The 16,528-nt window shown below is 34.1% G+C and carries 11 protein-coding genes; 5 read left to right on the plus strand and 6 right to left on the minus strand.

What is annotated here, in order from left to right:
- The first annotated feature begins 1 nt into the window (after position 1).
- Complete coding sequence (locus DRF60_RS06670; RefSeq protein WP_116011317.1) at positions 2-2,491, plus strand: alpha/beta hydrolase family protein; 2,490 nt, start codon at positions 2-4, stop codon at positions 2,489-2,491.
- Between the two features lie 17 nt (positions 2,492-2,508).
- Here the strand turns inward: DRF60_RS06670 and DRF60_RS06675 are convergent, their stop codons facing one another.
- The 6 genes from DRF60_RS06675 to DRF60_RS06700 all read right to left on the minus strand — a co-directional run bounded on the left by DRF60_RS06675 (position 2,509) and on the right by DRF60_RS06700 (position 8,876).
- Positions 2,509-2,760 carry a DUF6520 family protein gene (locus DRF60_RS06675; RefSeq protein WP_116011318.1) on the minus strand — a complete coding sequence of 84 codons (252 nt, stop codon included), beginning with the start codon at positions 2,758-2,760 and terminating at the stop codon, positions 2,509-2,511.
- Between the two features lie 55 nt (positions 2,761-2,815).
- Positions 2,816-4,309 carry a MauE/DoxX family redox-associated membrane protein gene (locus tag DRF60_RS06680; RefSeq protein ID WP_116011376.1) on the minus strand — a complete coding sequence of 498 codons (1,494 nt, stop codon included), beginning with the start codon at positions 4,307-4,309 and terminating at the stop codon, positions 2,816-2,818.
- Positions 4,310-4,440: 131 nt separating this feature from the next.
- Positions 4,441-5,232 carry a helix-turn-helix transcriptional regulator gene (locus tag DRF60_RS06685; protein WP_116011319.1) on the minus strand — a complete coding sequence of 264 codons (792 nt, stop codon included), beginning with the start codon at positions 5,230-5,232 and terminating at the stop codon, positions 4,441-4,443.
- A 180-nt stretch (positions 5,233-5,412) separates the two neighbouring features.
- Positions 5,413-7,413, minus strand: coding sequence for a conjugal transfer protein MobC (mobC, locus tag DRF60_RS06690; RefSeq protein ID WP_116011320.1), 2,001 nt, complete (start codon positions 7,411-7,413; stop codon positions 5,413-5,415).
- Between the two features lie 554 nt (positions 7,414-7,967).
- Entirely contained in the window at positions 7,968-8,405 is a 438-nt protein-coding gene (locus tag DRF60_RS06695) for a DUF1896 family protein (protein ID WP_116011321.1), read from the minus strand.
- A 222-nt stretch (positions 8,406-8,627) separates the two neighbouring features.
- Complete coding sequence (locus DRF60_RS06700) at positions 8,628-8,876, minus strand: hypothetical protein (RefSeq protein WP_116011322.1); 249 nt, start codon at positions 8,874-8,876, stop codon at positions 8,628-8,630.
- Positions 8,877-9,137: 261 nt separating this feature from the next.
- Between DRF60_RS06700 and DRF60_RS06705 the strand changes: the two genes are divergently transcribed.
- From DRF60_RS06705 to DRF60_RS06720, 4 genes are all read left to right on the plus strand, one after another.
- Positions 9,138-10,895 carry a helix-turn-helix domain-containing protein gene (locus DRF60_RS06705; protein ID WP_157967937.1) on the plus strand — a complete coding sequence of 586 codons (1,758 nt, stop codon included), beginning with the start codon at positions 9,138-9,140 and terminating at the stop codon, positions 10,893-10,895.
- Between the two features lie 125 nt (positions 10,896-11,020).
- A complete protein-coding gene (locus DRF60_RS06710; protein WP_157967938.1) occupies positions 11,021-11,587 on the plus strand; it encodes an RNA polymerase sigma factor in 567 nt (188 codons plus the stop codon).
- 62 nt (positions 11,588-11,649) lie between these two features.
- Positions 11,650-12,798, plus strand: a complete 1,149-nt coding sequence (locus DRF60_RS06715; RefSeq protein ID WP_116011325.1) for a FecR family protein — start codon at positions 11,650-11,652, stop codon at positions 12,796-12,798.
- 217 nt (positions 12,799-13,015) lie between these two features.
- Positions 13,016-16,525 (plus strand): SusC/RagA family TonB-linked outer membrane protein, encoded by a 3,510-nt coding sequence (locus tag DRF60_RS06720; protein ID WP_157967939.1) that lies wholly within the window; start codon positions 13,016-13,018, stop codon positions 16,523-16,525.
- Positions 16,526-16,528: the final 3 nt, after the last annotated feature.

A 16,528-nucleotide genomic window follows, 5' to 3' on the forward strand; every position in this document is an offset into this window, starting at 1 on the left:
AATGTTGAAGAATTTAATATTATTAATAGCACTTCTTATTGCAAATGAATCATTTTCAGCAAAAGGAAAGAAGGATACTTTAGAGGCGTGGGCTGCAAAATTTTATGAATATGTAAATCTTAAGGTCACAAATGATGGCAACTGGGCTGTCTTGCGAAAAAGATATCAAACTAATCAAGACAGCGTTATTGTTATTGATACCCGGAATGGGAACATTGTTGACAATTCAATTGTACTTGGTGGGAGAATTGAGTTTTTAAAATCGGATGGGATTTTAGTCTCAGGAATCAATCGAGCTGAATTTCTAAATCTGAATACGAAACAAAGAAGTGTTTATAAAAATGTTCGGGTCACATATCCTATCCAGGAGTCTAAGCAATTTGCCACTCTGGATGCCAATAAAGTTTTACGTTTATACGATACGCAAGGTAAAGAGCTATTTCATATAAGTGACGTTTTGGATTTTCCTGTAACCGACTCGAAAAAGCTTTATTATTACAAAAAAATCAATGAAATAAGTTCAATTTTTTCCACTTCGATAGGTATATCTGATCCACTCTATACAACAGCGAACGAGATCAAGAAGGTTGAGATTGACGGTTCTGGACAGAATCTATATGTTACGGAGGACTCCATCGGGATAAATAAACTATCATTTGTGAATTTGCACAATCGTAAGGTAATTCAGATTCCTTTCTTTGGAAAAAGTTCAAGTGATTATTTTTCAGTAACTGAAATTCAGAAAGGGAAGGCATTTTTTATCACCTTAAATTTAGTAAGCAAGGTCGATGAAAAATTGGTGGATATCTGGTATGGAGAAGATACTAATCTTGAAAAAAAGATTAATGGAAATATCAAAAAATTATTTTGGGTATTCTATCCCCAGAACCATCGATTTATAAGGTTACCAACTGACAAATTTTCAACTTTTGAATCTTTAAATAATACTCATGTTTTTTTAGCTTACCAAGAGCGAAAGAACTACAATTATATCATGTTAGATCCGCAGCTTGAAGATACTTTTCTTTTTGATATTAGCAGAAATAAATTCCTATCATTAGGCTCCTTAAAACCCCTTTCCCGTACCCGAATAACCGGGGAAACTATTTCCTCCCCAAATGGAAATCATATACTAACAAGTATTCATGATAAAAAATGGTCTGTTGTAAATATGGATGATCTAAGTCATCAGCTTATTGATAAAGAAAATCTGAACAACCCTGTCTTTGCGGAAAACGGGAGAACAGCCTTTTTTGAAAGTGACAATGATTTATGGAAATATGATTTCTCTACGAATAAGTTGACACAGTTGAATATTGCACCTCAAAAATGTATTGAGATTATTAATACAATTCGTAAAAATTCTCCAAGTGGTCAACATAATAGTATAAATTTTATTCCCGCTAAAAATCCACTGATCTTAAGAATAAAAGATTTACAAAATAATAGGACATCCTATTTAACTTGGAAAGATGGTAAGCAGCAAATAGTCATTGAACCGACAGCGAATCAAATTGAAGAAATAGCTTACAGTCGGAACTTTGCCCACTTTTATGCTTTAGAGCAAAATTTTCAGTTTGCTCCAAGACTGTTGGCGAAAAAAATGGGAGAACCACAAAAAATTCTGTTAAACAGCTACGGTAGCAATGACCTAAAAATTGATATAGTAAATTACACCATAAATGATGGTACCCATTTGAAGGCTGTTCTTTACTATCCTAAAAATTTTAAAACCGATAAAAAGTATCCCATGGTGGTGCATGTTTATCAGATACAAAGTACCAAAGCTAATAGGTTCCTGAAGCCAGGATACAATAATCCAGATGGGATCGATATTAGGACTTTAATTGAAAAAGGATATTTTGTTTTTCTGCCAGATACGATTATTAATAATGATGGCCCCGGTGCGTCTGGATTAGAATGTGTTCATAAAGCTTTAGACGCTATTCAAAACATCCAGCAGATTGATTTCAAGAAAATAGGTCTTGTCGGACATTCCTTTGGTGGATATCTGACAGATTTTATTGCAACTCACTCCGATCGCTTTGCTACTTATGTGTCTGGATCAGGAGACAGTGATCCGATCAATTCCTATTTTTCTTACAATTATCATTTTCCAGGGCCATACTATTGGGATTTTGAGATTTTTGGCAATTATAAAATAGGGACATTTAAAGACTTAAAGGGGAAATACTTCAAAAACAATCCAATCCATTTTGTTGATCAAGTAGATAAGCCCATGCTATTATGGACGGGGAAGAAAGACCGACGCGTTCCGTGGGAAAGAACGATGGAATTCTATATTGGATTGAAAAGGAACAGTAATTTCGTGATTGCACTATTTTATCCAGATGCAGGGCACGTATTTCGTAACAATTCATTGGAAAAAAAAGATTTGCAGACTAGGGTTTTGCAGTGGTGGGACTATTTTTTAAAGGATAAAAAAGATATTGGCTGGATTAAGAAACAATTAATGAAGGATGCATTTTAGCATCCTTCATCATTTTGTTAAGGCTTAAATAGTTCTTGCCCACACATTGTTTCTCCTTCTGCATAAAGTTGCGTTGCATCATCTTCTTCCCATAAACATGCGACCCCAGGAGTGGTATTACATGTTTGTGAGACATCAACACAAGGCTGTTCTCCTATGCCACCAATGCGATGACCTTGAGCCGGAGCAAAACTTTTTGCGATTTGACCAGCAAATGCTGCACCTGCGCCCATTACCAAAATGGTTACAGGAATTAATAATTTTTTCATATTTATGTGCTTATAATTTTTGCCTACTCTATTCCTTAGGTTTTCGGCTTCCCCTTTATTGATAGTATCTTGTTATCGTATTCCTAAACTGATATTTAATTAAATTTTTTCCAGAAATCACAAAGAAGAATTGATTAAACGCCAGCAAATTCGATATTTCAGTTTTTCTTTTCGTTTCAATATAGAAGCTTCCAAAGTATTCTTGTTTATCAGTATTATACATGTCAATAACAGCTGAATTACTCCATGAATTTTTGGATTCATGTTTTCCCATTAAATTTGATTTGTTAAAAAATACTTTATTATAAGCCGTCCCAAGATCATTAACCTGCAGAGGAGGGGCGTTCATTTTATGTTTGCCGTCTTTAAGCTTGGTGGTGACAATTTGAGCAGTTTTTATAGTATCAATGGTATTTAACCTTCTTAACACGTCCAGGTTTTTGTTCAAAATGATAAACTGATTTCTATAAGAATAGCAATAAATGAACTCATCAGTTCCCATATTACCAATAAGCCTTCCATCTACATCGAATACGCCATCCCTTTGCTTTTCAAGAATATCAGGATATTGTTTAACCTTTGAAGCTTGCGCTAAATTCAATGATGCTATTACATATTTTCGATTTCTACTATTTTGAGTTCTCAAAGCAAATTTTGTAGAGTCTATCACCGCCAATTGTGTGAAATAAGCATCTTTGTAACTGATCTCCTTTGCGACGGAATCATCCAGCCTACCTCTATATATTACAGGCACACTTCCATCATAAAGGTAAAAGAATGGTGCACTAACTCTTAATTCCAAATTTTTGAAATTATAATCAGCCTTGTCAAGCTGTATTTTTATTTGCTTCATTGATGACAGTGTTGTATCCAGTACTGTGAAAGTAAGCGGTGATGAATAGTTTCCCAAAAAGATTCTATTCTTGTCAACACCTGCAAAATAATACGAATTAACTTTCAGATCATAACTGGCTGTTTTCACGATTGGATGAGGAAAGAATCTTCGTACAAAATTGTTTTCTCTTTTAATAATATGTTCCGAACTTAAAAATAATAAAACCACAACTCCACAGCTAATTATGATGGTAATAACTGAAATGGAGAGGGGTAAGGTAAATTTTTTGAGTGGATTTTGTTTCCTCTCTCGGTAAAGAATAGCCGTAAAAATAAGTAACACTACCACTATATTAAAAATCAAGTGTTCGGTCCAGCCTAACTTTTCTAATATTCCTCCACATGAACAAGGAACAAAGTCACTATATTTTAAAATAAGGTATATATAAATGGTAAAAGCAGACATTAGTCCTAACGAACCATACAATGCAATTATCTGAGTATTGGGTAGACAAAGTAATAATGCAAGAAGCAGCTCGACAAATATTACGGCATAGGAAATAAACCCTGCATAAGCACTTAACAATGGGGATTGTGCAAGCTGAACTTCAAAATTTTCAAAATCCAAAAGTTTACTCATAGCAGCATATACAAAAAGCAGTGCTATAAAATAAGCAACAATATTTGCATAGTCTTTTACTAAATACTTTTTCATCACAATCGGTTTAATCATTATATACAATCAAATTTCCAAAACCTTTTGTGAAAAAAAACATCTAGAAGGAGCTAATCTATTTCAAAAAAATGCTTTTTTATTATATTAAATTCCTGCTAGTAGGAATATTCTTAGCGATAATATAATATTTGTTTGAATCTAGGTAATTTATCCAGAGATATTTTATAATGTTGATTAAATAATCTGTACAAATTTAAATAATCTCCGAATTGATTATTATATGCTACTTCCTTCAGGGTCATATCCGAAAAAAGAATATCCCGGTTTGCCCCGATCATCTTTTTTTTCATATAAAATTGATAGAACGTATCTTCGAGATAAATCTTACAATCTTTTTGAAACTGCTTATAATTCCTATTATACGATGTAACAAAGTCCATTAATGACCGTCCAACTTTTCCATCATATAAGTCCAAGAAACGGTCAATGTAATCAAGATCTTTGGGAATTATATCAATTAAAATCCTGGGTATCGTAAATTCATGTAACATAAAAGTTATGTTTTTACCATATGGATCGGTTGCAGCGATTCCGGTCAATAATGCGAAATTTGATGTCTTAGGATATTGGACATGGATAGGAATTATCTGATTTTTTACATTATCTTCAATCTGTTCAATTACAAATGAGAAACCCGATAAAATTTCATCATTTTTGGGTTTTTTAAAATTCTTTATTTTTCGTTCAATAACGCAAGACTTTCTAAATAAATCCAGTTCTGTAGGCAGAAATCCAGTTTTTTGAAAAAAATCAATATAATAATCCATGAGTTTATTCAACTGAAGTTGAATGACATCAATTCGATTAGTGTGAAAAGCAGGAAAGACCCAGGGAAGTGTTGCGAACTCTTCAATAGCCTCCTTAACCGTTCTTTCAACCAGGGATAATAAATATGTGTTCATAATTATTGGCCAGTTAGTACAACAAATTTCTTATAGAAAAGAAAATCCAATATTCTACTAAGTAATGAAATATTTTTGGTTTTCTAAAAAATATAAAATTATTGTATGAAGTAAATGCCATAAAACATATTGATAATCAATATAATGCAAAACACTGTAGCATAACAATACTACATGCCACTATTCCTTCTTTAGTAAATGAACTAAATCTGGATCATTTGCAATTCGCTCTAATTCTCTCTCAATTATTCCAAGAATATCTAGTTTGACTTGCCTATAATTTTGCTCAATAACTTCTTTCATGCCATCTACTCCATTATCACCGGCGAAGGATAATATCTGCGGAATCTTTTTATATGCTTTGGTTTCAGCGGTTACCTTTTCATTATCCACGACGATCTCCGCGTGAAATATTTTTTGTTCGATACGTTCATCGAAATTATCGGAGACCGCGCCTACAAACATTCCTTGTGTTAAGGTCGAAATTTTTGAAGCTGGAATAAGACTATCTAACTGTGTAGAAATTGAAGTGGATTTATCGTTACGATTGATAGTCATACTTTGGCGTTTTTGCAATACCTTCCCAAAGCGTTCCGATAGGCTTTTTGCTGTTTCTCCAACCACCTGCCCACTGAATATATTGCCGACGGTATTCTGGATGACCTTAGCTTCTTTATCACCATAATCACGTATTAACTGTGAAAAATCTTGAAATCCCAAGCAAACCGCCACTTTGTTACTTCTCGCAGTCGCGATAAGATTATCGAGTCCCCTGAAATAGATCGTGGGTAGCTCGTCAATAATAACCGAACTTTTTAATTGTCCTTTCTTATTAATGAGTTTTACAATTCTTGAATTGTACAACCCCAATGCGGCAGAATAAATATTTTGCCTGTCTGGATTATTACCCACACATAAAATCTTAGGCTCTTCGGGATTGTTGATATCCAGCGAAAAATCATCTCCGGTCATTACCCAATACAATTGCGGGCTTATCATTCTTGACAAGGGAATTTTTGCAGATGCTATTTGCCCTTGTAACTGATCTTGCGCTCCTCCTTGCCATGCGTCCATGAAAGGTGACAAATAGTTCTCCAATTCAGGGTATGAGGTAAGAATAGTAAATACATCTTCATATCTTTTATTCAGCAATTCTATTGCGTGAGGGAAAGTGCAGTACTTGCCATTATCATAGATTTTCAGATACCAGATAATGGCTGCTAGTAGAATAATGGGAGATTCGACGAAAAAATCGCCCTGTTTTTGGATCCACGACCTATTTAGATTAAGCATTATGGTGTAAGCAGCCTCGTAAGCGTCCGAAATGTCAGTCATAAAATCTGGGTTAAGTGGGTTGCAACGGTGGCTTTTTCGTGGATCATCAAAGTTGATTACATAAAACTGTGGTTTGATTTTATATTTATCTGTATTCCTCAGTAAGTGATTGTACGCAATGGTAGAAAGGTCGTCAAACTTGAAATCATAGATATACATTGAAAAACCTTTTTCAATTTGTTGTTTTATGTAATTGTTTACGACTGCATATGATTTACCAGATCCAGGTGTACCCAGTACAATCGTTGCTCGGAATGGATTTACAATATTTATCCAGCCATTGTTCCACTTTTGCTTATAGTAGAATTTTGTGGGAAGGTTCACTGAATATTCATTTTCCATCAATTTGGTTTCCTGTTGGAAACTTTCGTTTTCATTATTGAACACATCATCCATCAGATTATTCTTTAATAATCGACTTAACCAAATCCCACCTACCATCAATGAAATGTAACCCGTACTTGTCGTTAGAATGTATAAAAAGAAACCTATTTCGGGAGAAAGGAATAATAAAGATGTGTTTAGAAAATATAGAACAGTTCCAACTATTAAAACGGCATTAATTTTTGTCCAGGTAATTTTTTCATTTTTTACACCTTTCGTTCCCAAACAACTTAAGGCAAGCAGCAGGAATGCAAAAGCTTTGGTATAAAGGGTATGTGAAAATAAACCTACTGTCCTTTGGAAATTAGTCAAAATACGATTAACGACCTCGATGGTCCACCCCTTATCAGCAAACGCACTGAAGCAAAACCAATAAAAATGCATAAGTATCAAAATAATACTCACTGCCCTCATAAAAGCAATAATTTTTGCTAATCCTCTTAAATCGTCATCTCCTTGCATATCAACGTAATTAATGTTGCAAGCGAAAGTAATTGTGATGATTACCCGATTGTTAATGTGACCTTCATAGGCATTTAAAGGTTACTTTTGGCAAGATGTATTAATGAAAATGAAAGAGATAGGATTCAATCTTTGTCAAAGATACTATGCACTTCATCGATTAGAGAAGAGAGGTCTTCAGACATGTAAGAACTATTGTAAAGATTATTTTGTGAAACTTCGACGCAGCAGAAACCTTATTTATCGTTTCACCAAATTAAGCCATGAAAATGATAAGCTATAAATTCAGCAATTAGAGGTTTATTCAATATTTCATTTGCAATATCCATATTCAATTTATTATCGAAATTTGGATATAATGGACCTTTGCTAGGATAGAGCTTGAAGTTCTCTGGTACTCTGATTTCAGCTTTCATACATAAAGATAAAAAGAATAGTACTCTTTAAAAATCAATAATGACTTTACAAAGAAAAAACTGCTGATAATCTTAAAAATTAACAACAGTTTCTTCTTTTGTTTTCTGGTAATGTAGGGTTCCCTTTTGAAATTAGGATTACGGAATTAGGTTATTTTTTAACCAGACCGTAATATTATTCTTTAGATCTTGATAAAGATAATCATAGGAAGTACTATATGCAAAGTCATCCGTTAAATCATATTTTTTAAATACAAATTCACACTCTTTAAGCATTCTTAAAGCAAATGGTCTTAATTCTTCGTCCATGAAATAAGTATCGAATTCATAAATAATGACTTGTAATACAGTGTTGAATTTGGAAAAGTATAGTCGCTCAAAAAGTATTGAATTTGCAATCTTTTCAGCTTCTTCTTCGTTGTTTTTTCCTTGCAGAGCCCCCTCATAAGCTTTGTATGCCCAATTTGAACGTTTGGAAATGAAATTTGAATCATAAGCTTTTTCAGGAAAGTTTGTATCCAGCAATTCCTGAAGGCTTGATCGAAAATAAGACAAGTTTTTAACTAAAATATCCATACACATTAAATTTTGTGATTAATTGATGGATAAACTTAAAAAGGAAATTAATATCTTTTTAAACTAGGCATCTATTGTCATCCAAAGGATAAACTTGACACTTGGGGACTTTAAATATTGGTACTTTGACTTTGATTTTGTTTAAGGCGTTTAAAATCAATTATTGAGAATCACATTCGTTTAAATATGCATTGCGCACTGCATATAAACGAACCATAAAATTTAATCTTTAATCCTCCATTGTCCCTGGTTTTTTGGTGGTGGATCGTCTTCTAGTGCTCCGCCCTCATCAACTTCACTTTGATAAATCTGTACTTGGTTAATGCTATCAGCACCAATCTTTCCTTCTTTAGCCATTGTTTTTAAACTTTCATTTTTTACTGCCATTACAGGTTCTTCATCTTCCTGCGTACAGGAGTGTATAATTACAATTCCCGCTAAAATTGAAATTATTGAGATAATCTTTTTCATTGTAAATAGTTTTAAGAATTATCCCGGTCCCGGATATTAATAGAATTCTGATGTCGAAATTATAGGTCTTTCATGTGGTAGGAAAGCGTTAGTGGCGCTCTTTCCTGAATGCGCACGTGCTAATTCATGAATTCGCTCGCCTCAAAATATAACTAATGATGGTGACTGTGTGGACGTTAATCAATAAAAGAAGTACACATAATGACCGTATTCATAATTGAGTGAATTTTTATAATTTTGATGGTAAACTTTCCTATTTCCATGAAAACCAAGGCTAGCCAATATTTTTTTATTCTATTAACCATTTTTGGTGAATGCCTTTTTGCGCAAAAGACTGAGAAATTTAGTGATTACTATATACTGCGGAGAAATTATGAGGGCCTTCCTGAAAACGATTCCAGTGCTAAACCGTTCGTAGAAAAGTATATTGCAAAAGCGAAAAAGGAAAAAAATTATGAAAGGCTCGTAAGAGGTTATCTGGATGCTATATTATTTTCGCCGTCGCCAAACGACAAGCTTAAATTTGCAGATAGTACAATTTGGGCATCAAAAATGACAAGAGATCAAGGAATGATCAGTTCTGCGTATCTCGAAAAAGGGGTTGTCTATTATTTCCAGTTTAAAAAATATCAATTGGCATTGGACGAATTTCTTAGAGCATATGAATATTCAGTAGATGGAAACGATATCTTCTACCGGAATAGGTTGTTATATTTTATTGGAATAGTAAAGAGTTATATTGGCTATTATGGCGATGCCTTAGAACACTTTAAGAAAACAAGCGCTTTTTTTCAGGCTGAATCAAAAAAAAAGATGCATCCTAACTTACTGTACGCAAATATACGCGGCTATCTGAATAGTGTACATCAAATGGCCGTTTGTTACCGCAATCTTAAAGATTACAAAACTGCAGATTCCCTAGTATCTATTGGACTATCTGAAACTTCTGGGAGTAAAGAGTATTTGCAGGAGTATGGGTATTTCTTAAAGGAACGGGGAATAGCGGAGTTTAGAAAGAAGGAATATAAAAATGCGATTTCTTCACTGAGATCATCAATTGGTTCTATTTCTGCAGTAAACGATTTTGCTTGGATCACAGTTTGCTACTCTTTTATTGGCAAATCCTACCTTGCTAGTGGAAACAATCCTGCTGCGGTATTATATTTTCAAAAAGTCGATTCAGTGTTCCAAAAACATAATTTCGTATTGCCAGAAGTGAGGGATAATTACGAATTGCTGATTAATCATTATAAAGATGAAAACAACATCCAACAGGAACTGTTTTATACAAGACAATTGTTAAAGGTTGATGCCTCTCTTTCCTTAGACTTTAGACATTTATTTTCTAAGCTTTACAAAGAATATGATACAAAAAGGTTGACCCAGGAAATGAAAAGATTAGAAAAAGAGTCCTCACGCGCCTCCTGGATTAACATCTCCATCTTTATATCGGCTGGTATTATAATAATTCTTACCGCTTTAAAATATAGGAAAAGGGAATATCATATCCAGAAGAACTACAAAGCGCTCGAACAGATCATTCTTGCTAAAGAGGAGTATATCTCCTCGCATATTCCTACTAAACAGAAGGAGTATGATAGGCAGGATCTTAACGAAAGCCTTAAAGATGGCATTCTGTATAAGTTAACGCAATTCGAAAGAAAACAGGAATTTTTAGAGGAAGGTCTTACCATCGCAAAATTAGCCACTAAATTTGATACAAATGTAAAATATCTCTCTCAAATAATTAATGACCACAAGGGAATGAACTTCAGCAAATATTTGATTGCGCTGCGAATTGGGTACATTACTGAAAAACTATATAAGGACCGAAAATTCCTTACTTATAAAATTACAACTCTTGCGGAAAAATGTGGTATTGCTTCCAGATCCAACTTTTCAAAGCTTTTTCAGGAAATTAATGGCATCCGCCCTACAGATTTTATCAAAAACCGACAAAAAGACCTGGCTATGAATGATTCTATTAATAAAACTGATTCATTCAATGGTATAAATTAAGCATCGTTTCCGCGTCTTTGTTAAGAGTAATTACTGTCAATCTTTTGCATAAATTTTTTGGTTATGAAAAATAATCAGTAATTTTATATTACTTGACCCCCTGAATGATGAAGAACTTGGAAAATATGACGCAGGATTTTTTGGCGCTAAGATTTGCAGAAGGGGATCAATATGCTTTTAGCGAAATCTTCCATAAATTCCAGCCAGCACTTGTCTTCTTTGCCAACAGACTTATATCATCTTATAATCTTAATGATGCTGAAGAAATTGTTCAGGACATATTTGTAAAACTCTACGAAAAAAGAACTTCTTTCAAAACGCTGGAGAGCGTAAAGGCTTTTCTCTATATATCTGCTAAAAATGCGTGCCTGAACAGGATAGCGAAAGAGAAAGTGCGACTACGGCGCTTTGACCATTACATAGCATCGTTTGATGAATCAGAAGATAACATTTTGAAAAACATTATCTATTCTGAATTAATAAGGGAAATCAGCTCCGAAATTGATTTATTGCCCACAAAATGCGCGCAGATAATGAAACAGTTTTTTGAAGAAGATAAGAATGCAAAAGAAATTGCTGAGGATCTTAATATAACTGTAAGTACGGTCAAAGCTCAAAAAGCCAGAGCGATTTCTATCCTCAAAAAGAGGCTCAGCGGTGCTGGAATAGCATTTTTATTAATTAATTTATAATTTTTTAAAATTCTTTTAGTCCTGTAGTACCTGTTTCCTGTTTCTATAGAAAAAAAGGACGAATGGAAAGGCAGGATATTTACAATAGTTTTGAAATAAGCACGATACTCAAAAAAGTTGTTCAGGAAGTTCCTCTGACATTCCATGAGCACGAGGCGTTTAATAACTGGTTACAGAAGGATCAAAAAAATCGGATCTTTTTTGAGAATTTAAAAGATGATGAAAATCTTGCTACTGCTATAAAAGAGCAGTTCAGTACTGATACAAGCTTCCAGTTTAAACTCGTTGAGAGAAAGATCAGACAAAAAAGGAAAATTAAGTTTTTTCGTGTTGCAGGAGTTGCAGCAGCCCTTGTTTTATCCATTGGTGTAGGAACTTGGGTTTTCATAAACAATAGGGATAAAGAAACTCAATCAACGCTTACTGCCTTTGGAACTGACGTCCTTCCCGGTTCTAATAAAGCAATAATTAAACTTTCAACAGGTCAATCCATAAATTTAGATAACCATCAGGGAATCCGTATTACGGATGCTGGATTTTCCTATGCTGATGGCACAAGCGTAGCAAACGTGGCCAATGCTGAGTCCGCTACATTAATTACACCCAGAGGTGGACAATATCAGATTACGCTTTCCGATGGCACTAAAGTATGGCTAAATGCTAATTCTTCTCTTCAGTACCCTTTAGCATTCAAAGGCAAACAGAGAGAAGTTCGACTGAAAGGAGAAGGATATTTTGAAGTAACCCATAATCCGGCAAATCCTTTTATTGTTAAAACAGATTTGCAGCAGATCAAAGTTCTTGGAACTGCCTTCAATTTACGTGCTTATTCCGAAGTACAATTCACAACACTTATTCGTGGTAGTGTATCAGTCACTTTAAATCATGCTGGATCTCCTGAAGTACTAAAACCCGGTGAGCAGGCCATTGTCCAAGATCACATCATTTTAAAACAAAAAGCTGATGTGAACGACTATGTAGGATGGAAAGACGGTAATATTATTGGTTCAAGTGTTAGTCTGGAAGTAATTGGTAGCGATATAGAAAATTGGTACGACGTGGATTTTATTTACCCTAGAAATTTTAAGAACTGCGAAAAGGCGCACATCAACATCAATAAAAATGAAAAGCTTTCATCGGTACTGAAAGCAATAGAAAATACTTATGGTGTCAAAACCGAAATCCGAGGAAAGGAGGTGTTCATCAAGTAAAGACGTTTCATATGTGTTTATGCCCGTAGTTTTTTAATAATATACCGTCCCGAGGTCCAGTCGGGACGGCTGCGGGTTAAAATTGAATTTATAAAAGCTATTAACTAACCCTAACTCAAATGTAATGATTTATACCATTAAAGACAATGGTAAATGGCGGTCTATTCCCAGAAAAGATCAGCAATACATTGTCACACACTCTAACAGTAGACCAGCCATGAAAACTACGATCTTCTATATGTTCTTACTCTTATTCTTGGCATGTACCAAGGTAACAGCACAGAAGATTGTTCTTTTCTCAAAAGACACCCCGTTTAAAAATGTCATCCAACAGGTTCAGAAACAGTCTGGTTATTCATTTGCCATAAATGACAGACATATGCGCATGGCAAAAACGGTCACAATTTCTGCACAGGATAAAGACCTTAAAGAAGTTTTGAATGCAATATTTAACAGTCAACCATTTGGTTATATCATTGATGGTAAGGTGATAATTTCTGTGGATAGGGGTAAGGAACCCCAATCAAAAACTCCAGAAGAAAAAAAGCAGGAACCCATCAAAGGAAAAGTCAGCAATGAAAAAGGGGAAGCACTTGCTGGCGCCTCTGTCAGGATCAAAGGTACAACCGTAAATTTTTTTACAGATGCAAACGGAAGATTTGAAATACCTGCCAATTACAATAATGCAGTTTTGCAGGTGTCATACATCGGATATGCGACAACTGAAGTATCCGCTAACGCAGCTTACAACATTTTTTTGAATCCTTCAAACAATACCATTGATATCGTTGATGTTATTTCTACAGGTTATCAAAATATACCTAAAGAAAGAGCAACCGGCTCATTTGTACAAATAGATAACCAATTATTAAACAGGCGTGTTAGCACGAATATTTTAGACAGATTGGACGGTGTTACAAGTGGATTGATCTTTAATAAAATTTCAGGTCCAATAGGGTTAAATCCTCCGAATGAAAAATTAGGAATAAGCATAAGAGGAAGGGTTACAATTGATGATAAAGTTAGCGCTGATCCTTTGGTAGTTCTTGACAATTTTCCTTATGATGGTGATATTAATAATATAAATCCAAATGACATTGAAAGCATCACAGTACTTAAAGATGCTGCTGCAGCTTCGATCTGGGGATCACGATCGGGAAATGGTGTTATTGTAATTACTACAAAAAAAGGAAAATTTAATCAACCTCTAAAGATTGATTTTAATTCAAATTTAACCGTAGGGGCAAGGCCAAATTTAAAATATTCAAGAAATTTTCTTAAATCTTCTGAATTTATTAATGTTGAAACGTTTCTTTTTAATAGGGGTTATTATGATCCCAATATAAACGACAACAATTACTACCCTGTAATATCACCAGTAGTTGAGCTTTTATTGAAGCAAAAAAACGATCCTTCAAATGAGAATATTACTGACCAAATAAATAGATTGAGAAATGTGGATGTTCGCGACCAAACATCCGAATATTTTTATCGTCCCAGCATAAATCAACAATATTCATTGGGTTTTAGAGGAGGGTCGGAAAAAGCTATTTATTCACTTTCGATAGGATATGACAAAAACCGAAATACATTGTTTGGTTCCGGAAACAATAGGTTTACTATTAATTCTACAAATACATACCATCCAATTAAAAATTTGGAAATTACAGGTTCTGTATTTTATACAAAGAGTGAGAACAAATTTGGATATCAATACACTTCTCCATATCCATATATAAGTTTTGTTGATGATAATAAAAATCCGTTAGAAGTTCCATATGGAAATAGGGATAGTTATCTTAACAACGCACAAAGCCTAGGCTTTTTGGATTGGAAATATAGGCCCATTCAAGAAAGAGACCTTTACAATACAAGTAGTAAAACTAATAATATCTTGATACGAGGTGTTGTAAGATATAATTTCACTGATTTCTTAAATGCTGAAATTCAATATCAGCACGAAAACGAAAATGGCAATAATCGAGGTTATAGAAGTCCCGAAAGTTATGAGGCAAGAAACTTCGTTAATATGTACAGCCAGCGTTCCAATGAAGGCTCATTTACATACCCTTTTCCAAAAGGAGGAATTCTTTATTTAACCGACCGAACACTCTATTCCAATAATTTCAGAACACAACTGAACTTTAATAAAGAATTTGAACAAAAGCATTTAGTATCTGCAATTGTGGGAGCTGAGATCAGAGAAATAGTAAGTGAGAGTACTGACAACGCGTTATATGGCTACAATGATGAGTTTGGAACTTCTGCAACGAATTTAAATTATAATATTTCTTATCCAATCAACCCTTCAGCACTTGGATCAACGGTTCTTCCGTCTCCATTGGGGAAAATAATTGGTAATACAAATAGGTATATTTCTTATTATGCCAACGGAGCGTACACTTATTTAGGTAAATATACTTTCTCATTGAGCGGTAGAAAAGATGGTGCTAACATCTTTGGAGTGAAGACAAATGATAAAATGACACCACTTTGGTCAACAGGTGTTGCATATGATATCAGCAAAGAATCTTTCTATAAATTTCCATTAATACCTTACTTAAAACTTAGGGCATCATTTGGATATAATGGAAATGTATATAATGGCTCTTCGTATTTGACAGCAACTTATGATGTGAGTCCGATTACTGGGCTTCCAATTGCAACAATTACTAGCGCTCCAAACTCAGAACTGAGATGGGAGAAAATCAGAAATAAAAATGTGGCTTTAGATTTTTCAACTAAAGGTAATCGATTAAATGGTTCATTTGAAATTTATGATAAGTTGGGTACTGATCTTATCGAAGATGCTCAATTAGCGCATTCAACTGGGTTTTCTTCTTACAAAGGAAATGCAGCAACTGTTAAGACAAGGGGTGTCGATATTAATTTAAATTCGGTAAACCTTAATGGTAATTTTAGATGGAATACGACCTTTTTATTCAGTTATAATAAAGACAAAGTAATCTCTTATGATACAAAATACACTTCTCAATATCTAACAAGTACAGGGTTTAATATTGATGGTCCTGCACGATATGGATTATATATCCATGAAGGAAATAGTCTTTTCGGAGTATATAGTTTTAAATCAGCGGGTCTCGATCCAACAAATGGAGACCCTCAGGGATATTTACATGGTGAAATAAGTAAGGACTACCTCAATATAATAACAAGTTCGAATTATGAAGATATTGTATATCATGGTTCATCAAGACCGAGAAATTTTGGCTCATTGCGTAATACTTTTTCTTATAAGGGACTCGCTATATCAGCTAACATTACATATAAATTTGGATATTATTTTCGCCGAAGATCTACCCCATTAAATCTTTCAAACGTTGTAAGTAGCGGATATGCCAATCAAGAATTTATAGATAGATGGAAAGCAGCAGGAGACGAAAGCCATACCGCAGTTCCATCAGTCGTATACGAATTCAACTATAATCGCGATAATTTTTACCAAAGCTCCGAATCTCTTGTTGAGAAAGGAGACCATATAAGATTACAGGATGTTAGTCTAAGTTATGATTTTAATAAAGAATTCCTCCGAAATCTTCCATTCGCAACATTGCAGTTTTACAGCTATATAAATAATATCGGAATATTATGGCGTAAAAATAATAAAGGTATTGATCCGGATATAAGTGAGTACAATAATTATGGGTACAACGTGTACCCAAACCCCACTACCGTTTCATTTGGAATTAGGACAACACTTAAATAAACA

Origin of the sequence: Chryseobacterium elymi, from assembly GCF_003385495.1 — a bacterium.
Classification (GTDB): Bacteria; Bacteroidota; Bacteroidia; order Flavobacteriales; family Weeksellaceae; genus Chryseobacterium; species Chryseobacterium elymi.